The organism is Halomonas sp. BC04 (assembly GCF_000568385.1).
This window is the reverse complement of record NZ_AZQX01000353.1, coordinates 1-6,417: the sequence shown is the minus strand read 5'-3', so window position 1 is coordinate 6,417 and position 6,417 is coordinate 1. Positions and strand designations below refer to the sequence as shown.

Below are 6,417 nucleotides of genomic sequence, written 5' to 3'. Positions count from 1 at the left end.
TTGAGAGCCAGTGAATAGCGGAAGGCTTCGCCCTTTCCGGCATCCTGGTAGAGCTGTGCAATGCGCGCCTGTTCACTCGGCTCGATCAACTCGGCGAAGTGCGAGCCGATCAGCCGCTCCAGCGTGTAGCCGGTAATCTTGCAGCAGGCATCGTTGGCAGTCAGGAAATAGCCCTGCAGATCGAGGGAGAAGACCGCATCGGGGTGGTAGGTGAACAGAGAGCGGTAGCGCTGTTCATTCTCGCGCAGGGCGCGACGGTTCTGTTCTCGCTCCACCGCCAGGGAGACCAGTTCCGCCGACTCGATGATGCGTCGACGCTCGGCGCGGGTCGGTTCTCCCGGCTCCCTGAAATAGGTGCCGAAAGCCCCCAACAAACGCCCATCGCTGGCAATTACCGGATAGGACCAGCAGGCGCGCAGGCCGTGCTCGGCGGCCAGGCCATGATAGCCGGCCCAGTGCGGATCGTTGGCGATATCGGCGCAGACCACGAAGTCCCGTATATGGGCGGCACGGCCGCAGGCGCCCGCCGCGGGCCCCACGCCGACCCCACGCACCCCTTCACAGTAGCGCTCAGGCAAGCTGACCGAGTAGACGCTCTCCAGCGATTTACGGTCGTCTCCACAGAGCATGATGGAGCACAGGGAGCCGGGCGCTGGGACTCCACCATCCGACAGATCGCCCTGAGCGTATCGGGCAGTGGCTGATCGCGGGCGATCAGGGTCTGCACGCGCTGCTGGGCGCGAAGATGCCGCTGGGTTCGCGCCAGGGATACCGAACGTCGACGGCTCAGGCTCGCCATGCCCAGGCTGAAAGCCAGCAGGTAGCTGAGAATCAAGCCCCCGATTGCCACGTTCATCGGCATCAAGCCACCGATGGCCAGCGGGCCCACAGCGGCGTCGTATACCCGCGCCTCCAGGGTGTCTCCGCCCGGCAGCACGATCAGGCCCCGATGAAGCTTCACGCCTCGTTCGCGCTCGGCATCATGATTGGCAGCCAAGGGGCTGTCCTGCCGATGTACCGAGAGCAGCAAGGGGGTCACGATGGAACGGAGCTCCTCCCCCAGCAAGCGTTCGAGGTCGAGGACACTGACCATCTTGCCATTGCCCGATCCGGGCAGCGGCACCGATACCAGCGCCAGTTCGGGGCTCAGGGCGTCAGGCAGCACCCAGCGCGGGTAGCCGCCACCCACCGCCAACCAATCCAGCAGCCAAGCGTCGTCCTGTCGAATCCAGCCATGAAACAGCAGCGCGCTGCTCCGGTCACGGCCCCATCGGAACCGTTCGCTCTCGTCCTGCCAATAGAGCGAGACCAGGCTCGGCATGTCGCGAAAGTAGCTGTCGAACTCCGTCTCGCGGTATGGCAGCGGCGGGCGGCCCGCAAAGTGGCCCCAGCGCTCGGCCATGCGCTGAAGGGTCAACTGCTGGGTATCGACAACCCGCTCCGCCGTAACCTTGAAGTTGGTCAACAACTCCGCTGCATGGCGATGCTTGGCGTCGTACTGCTGCCAGGTGAGGGAATACCAGGCCAGGCCGCTCGCCATCACCCCGCCAGCCAGTGCCAGCACCATGATGCGACTGAGTACCGGCGGCGCCGAGGCACGACGCCCGATAAGGATCATGGCCGCACCGCTCAGCAAGGCGGGCAAGGCAGTAAAGGGCGTCGTGAATGGCGTACCCCAAGGGCCCGGCATGATGACGTCTGGCCAGACGACCTCGGCCAGGCTGATGCCCCCGGTGGACACTACCACCACCCCCCCCAACACCCAGCCCAGCCGTGCCCGCCGAGTCGCCTTGCCCGCCAGCAGGCACGCCGACACCGCCAGCAAGGCAATGCTGGTGGATAGCGCCACCGGCGTCGGCCAGATTTCCAGCGCACGCCACTGACCTTCCGGCAACAGGGCCAGCAGGGGCGCATACAACCCGAAAGGCAGCAGCAATGCCCCGCAGAGCTGGGCTAAGCGGGGTCGATTCAGCATGGTCGCGAGCAAGCCGCCGCCCACCAGCAGCATCAAGGGCAGGCTGGCCCTGGAAGGATTCCAGTCGACCGGCAACTGCCAGGTCGCCAGGCCGTTGAACACCCCCATGACCATGAGCAGTATCGGCACCAGAATCAGCCAGGTGTGAAGCGCCACCTGCTGAGAGTTATTGGGCATATCGCCCCCTGCTCGTGAATGGGTCCTGATAGTCGACTTATCGGCCGCTAGACAAAACTCTTGAGGCTCCCTTGATGTTCTCCTGGAAATGGAGAGGATCGGGCGCCGTCAGGCTGGGCCTATCTGCGTGGGGCGGGGGGAATCTTGTCAGGAAAGAGGCGGTGACTCGGCGGCAACGACGCGATTGCGCCCGGCGTGCTTGGCGCGGTACAGCGCCTCGTCGGCCCGCTTGAGCGCCTCCTGGGCGGGCTCATCCTGCATCAGCTGGGTGACACCGATGCTGGTCGTCAACGAAATGCGCTGCCGTTCGCGGTCGCGGAATTCGAAGGCCTCCACCGCAAAGCGGATACGCTCCGCTATCTCCATGGCCCTGGCCTGGCCGCTGCCGAGCAGCAACACCACGAACTCCTCGCCACCGTAGCGCGCGGTACAGTCATGTTTGCGCGTCTGCCCAATCAGCACCTCGGCGAACTGGCAAAGCACGCCATCGCCCACGGAGTGGCCATAGGTGTCATTGATCCGCTTGAAATGATCGATATCGAGCATCAGCAGCGAACAGGGCACGCTACCCGCACTGTCCAGCCCTTCGGTATCCCGCTGCCAGGCCTGAATCTTGGTAAGGTGGACCTCCAGTGCCCCTCGGTTGAACAGGCCCGTCAGCGGGTCGTGGGTGGCCTGACGATAGAGACGCAGCAGCAGGCTGAGCTGGAAATGATTGGCCGCCAAGGAGACCGCCAACAGGCTCGACAGGAGCCAGAACGCTTCTGCGCCCTGCCCGGTCAGCCAGCTGCCGTCGACCATCTGGGAAAACATCTGCAAAGCCAGCATGGCGATGCCGGCGAGCAGCGACTCCAGGATCGTGAAGGGGAAGACGCTGAGCGATGCCACCAGCAGGAAGGGAATGAAGCCATAGCCCACCAGATTGTGCAGCTCATGCGGCGGCAGCATGAGCAGCACCAGTGTGTAGAAGGCCGCGGGCAATGCCAGCAGCATGCCGGCACAGAAACGGATGCGACGAATCCGCTCCTGGCTGTAGAGGGCGAGCAGCAGCACGGCAACCAGCCCCAGGATCAGCACAACCCGCCCGACCAGAGTGTACTTGAGCAGCTCGGTGGGCAGCACCAGGGCATCCACCACGATCCACAGCGGGGAGAGGATGGCGAAGATGATGCCCAACGCCAGCACGCGGCTGCGCAGGTAGCGTGAGTGGGCAAAGGCGAAGTCACGGGAGTGATGATGGCGGCTGAAGGTATCGCGCAGCGAACTGAAGCCGACGAATAGCTCATGGCCCGCCTCGGGCGGTTCAGCCAGCCTGTCCAGGCGACGCGTGCGGCGCTCGGCGTCTTGCGTTTCCTTCAATTTGCTGAAAAGCATTCAATGACCTCAGTAGACCGGCCTCTCCGCTGCCATGCAGGACAAAACTGTGCCCAAATGAGCCTCATTGTAACAGCGAAGGCCATGAAAGATGCCTTAAAGTATTGATCTAAAGCAAGAATCGTGGACATAGGCTAGCCTAAACGCCGTATCGCAATGAAGCGCCCCGCATCGGAAAAGGTCAGCCGAAAGCGACCATGCACACCGTCACGGGTCACCACCCGCCGCAACGCCTCGGCGGGAAAGATCACCTTCCTGCCATCCAGGCTATAGGTATGCACCTGCCCCACCCGGCCTTCGTAATGGGCCAGGCAGGCGGCATGGGAAAGCTCGATCACCACGTCGATGGTGGGCATGGGCTGTCAGCTTGTCGTCAACGCAAAAGTCGCCAATACTTTACCCCATTCGCCCCGCCCTACGGACATTCACCATGCAGGCATCCGCCGTCATCGGCCCCGTGCCCTTCTCTTCGACAAGCTGGCAACCCGGCGGTGGCCATATCGGCAATGCGAGGCAGCGCGTCGCGTTGAGGATCCCGGCCATGGCGAGGCCAGYGGCMGGCCGCCGAGGCAGCCTCCCGGGGCAAGGTCGCCGAGGGCGAGGCCGCGCAGCAGCCCAATGGTGAAACCCTGAGCCAGGAAGAACTACGCCAGCTGGAACAGCTCAAGACCACCGACCGCGAAGTCCGCCAGCACGAATTGGCCCACCAGATCGCCGGTGGCCAGTACACGGGCGCCGTCAGCTATCAGTTCGAGCACGGCCCCGACGGCCAGCGCTATGCCGTGGCCGGGGAAGTCTCCATCGACTACGGCCCGGTGCCCGGCGACCCCCGCGCCACCATCGGCAAGATGCAGCAGGTGATCAGTGCCGCACTGGCCCCGGCCGACCCGTCTCCCAAGGATCACCAGATCGCCGCCCAGGCGCGACAATACCTGCTCACCGCCCAGTTGGAAATGGCCCAGCAGGCCAGCGCACGACACAGCGCCGAGCGACCCGAGCCCAATACCTCAACACCACCGGAGAGCCAATCAGCCAACAGCAGCGCCACCCTGGAAACCGGCAAGACATCACTCTCCAACTACGACATCATCGCCCGCGCCTCCTTCGCCAGCGGCGGCACCGCCAAGCTGAGTGGTAAGGCATAAACCAGCTGCCTTGCCACCCACCCTTGCCCTGGCCTATATCAGCCCTGCATGACAGTGCACGCACCCAAACGTCCTGGCCATGAGCTGTTCCTGTTCAAGTGCCGGATAGGAGCGGTTTTGGTAAGCGCGTCTCATCATGACATACGGTTTACGGCACAAACTGTATAACAGCAGACGCCCCCCTCTCCATGCCTGGAGCCAGGGGTCGCTCGCGCAAAGATGATGAACGAGTCGTGTTGATCGATACAATTGAAAAATCACTCGAGAATGGAACTTGCCCTGGAGCTTGACGATGGCCACTTCTCACTTCCCCGGCCCTGAAATCCTCACCTTCGGTGAGGCCATGGCCATGTTTGTTGCCGACACCTCCGGCGAGCTGGCCGAGGTCGAGTGCTTTCACCGCCGTATAGCGGGAGCCGATACCAACGTCGCCATCGGTCTGGCTCGGCTCGGCTTTCGAGTCGGCTGGCTGAGTCGTGTGGGTGAGGACGGCTTCGGTACCTTTATCCGACATACCCTGGAAGCCGAAGGCATAGACTGCCGCCACCTCTACACAGACCCTGAGCATCCCACCGGACTGGTGTTCAAGGAGCGTGCCCTGGGCGGCGCCGACCCCAACGTCACGTATTTCCGCCAAGGCAGTGCAGCCAGTCACCTGACGACCGGCGATGCGAAAGACGTCGACTTCACCGCCCTGCGTCACCTGCACGCCACCGGCATTCCTCCCGCTCTCTCCCCCAGCGCCCGTGAGCTGTCACTGCACGTGGTGGAGCAGGCCCGCGCCGTCGGTGCCAGCGTTTCCTTCGACCCCAACCTGCGTCCCAGCCTATGGTCGAGCGAGGCCGACATGCGCACCACCCTCAACGCGCTGGCCGCCAGGGCTGACTGGGTGCTGCCGGGCCTTGCCGAGGGGCGTTTCCTCACCGGGCATGACAGCCCCGAGGCGATCGCTGACTTCTATCTCGAACGTGGATCGCAGGCCGTGATCATCAAGCTGGGCCGAGAGGGGAGCTACTTCCGCGGCTGCCTGGGCGGCCAGCAGGAGAGCTTCACCCTTCCGGGCGTCACAGTCGACGCGGTGATCGATACCGTGGGGGCCGGAGACGCCTTCGCCGTGGGTGTGATCAGCGCCCTGCTCGACGGCCGCCCGCCCCGAGAAGCCGTACGCCGCGGCAACCTGATCGGCTCGCTTGCCGTGCAGGTGGTGGGCGACATGGAGGGTCTGCCGAGTCGTGAGAGCCTCGCCACCCTGGAAAACGAGCGTCCCGTACGCTAGGAAAGGAGCCTGACCCATGAAGAAGCGTGTCCTGGCCTATGGCCGACTGAACGAGACCCAGCTGGCACAGCTCGAAGAGCAGTTCGAGGTTCAGACCTTCTGCGACCTGGCGTGCTCCGATGACCCCGACTTCCGCGCCGCACTACCRGGTGCCCATGGCCTGATCGGCGCCAGCCTGACCATCACCCCTGACCTGCTTGACGCTGCCCCTGAGCTGGAGGCCATCGCCACCATCTCGGTGGGCTACGACAACTACCCGGTCGACGAGCTGAGCCGACGCGGCATCCTGCTCTGCAATACCCCCGACGTGCTAACCGAGACCACCGCCGACACCGGCTTCCTGTTGATGATGGCCGCGGCCCGCCGCGCCGTGGAACTGGCCGAATGGGTCAAGCGCGGCGACTGGCAGGCCGGTGTGGGGCCCGAACACTTCGGCACCGACGTCCACGGCAAGACCCTCGGCATGATCG

At 64.2% G+C, this 6,417-nt stretch carries 6 protein-coding genes and 1 pseudogene; 3 read left to right on the top strand and 4 right to left on the bottom strand.

The genetic code is table 11. The annotated features are described in order from the left end of the window. From Q427_RS23810 to Q427_RS23795, 3 genes are all read right to left on the bottom strand, one after another. Positions 1 to 629 (bottom strand): PAS domain-containing protein (locus tag Q427_RS23810; protein WP_155833674.1); only part of this gene is annotated, 629 nt, incomplete at its 3' end. A gap of 1,670 nt (positions 630 to 2,299) precedes the next feature. Beyond that, positions 2,300 to 3,526: a GGDEF domain-containing protein gene (locus tag Q427_RS23800; protein ID WP_051496648.1), complete on the bottom strand. Its 1,227-nt coding sequence runs from the start codon at positions 3,524 to 3,526 to the stop codon at positions 2,300 to 2,302. A gap of 134 nt (positions 3,527 to 3,660) precedes the next feature. After that, positions 3,661 to 3,882, bottom strand: coding sequence for a DUF2835 domain-containing protein (locus Q427_RS23795; protein ID WP_043517759.1), 222 nt, complete (start codon positions 3,880 to 3,882; stop codon positions 3,661 to 3,663). A gap of 273 nt (positions 3,883 to 4,155) precedes the next feature. Here Q427_RS23795 and Q427_RS23790 point away from each other — a divergent pair, with 273 nt between their 5' ends. Continuing rightward, positions 4,156 to 4,671, top strand: a complete 516-nt coding sequence (locus tag Q427_RS23790) for a putative metalloprotease CJM1_0395 family protein (protein ID WP_081786184.1) — start codon at positions 4,156 to 4,158, stop codon at positions 4,669 to 4,671. Positions 4,672 to 4,704: 33 nt separating this feature from the next. On the opposite strand, the gene Q427_RS37115 is transcribed toward Q427_RS23790, so the two are convergent. Beyond that, positions 4,705 to 4,806, bottom strand: coding sequence for a helix-turn-helix domain-containing protein (locus Q427_RS37115; RefSeq protein ID WP_442905560.1), 102 nt, complete (start codon positions 4,804 to 4,806; stop codon positions 4,705 to 4,707). 157 nt (positions 4,807 to 4,963) lie between these two features. Between Q427_RS37115 and Q427_RS23785 the strand changes: the two genes are divergently transcribed. Both Q427_RS23785 and Q427_RS23780 read left to right on the top strand, forming a co-directional pair. Beyond that, positions 4,964 to 5,947 (top strand): sugar kinase, encoded by a 984-nt coding sequence (locus tag Q427_RS23785; protein WP_043517758.1) that lies wholly within the window; start codon positions 4,964 to 4,966, stop codon positions 5,945 to 5,947. A gap of 16 nt (positions 5,948 to 5,963) precedes the next feature. Continuing rightward, positions 5,964 to 6,417: pseudogene (locus tag Q427_RS23780) on the top strand (bifunctional glyoxylate/hydroxypyruvate reductase B); the annotation flags it as partial.

What these genes read in the sequence shown, in the direction of transcription:
- Q427_RS23800 (WP_051496648.1), bottom strand. Translation starts at nt 3,526, where the DNA reads ATGCTTTTCAGCAAATTGAAGGAAACGCAAGACGCCGAGCGCCGCACG.
- Q427_RS23795 (WP_043517759.1), bottom strand. Translation starts at nt 3,882, where the DNA reads ATGCCCACCATCGACGTGGTGATCGAGCTTTCCCATGCCGCCTGCCTG.
- Q427_RS37115 (WP_442905560.1), bottom strand. Translation starts at nt 4,806, where the DNA reads ATGAGACGCGCTTACCAAAACCGCTCCTATCCGGCACTTGAACAGGAA.
- Q427_RS23785 (WP_043517758.1), top strand. Translation starts at nt 4,964, where the DNA reads ATGGCCACTTCTCACTTCCCCGGCCCTGAAATCCTCACCTTCGGTGAG.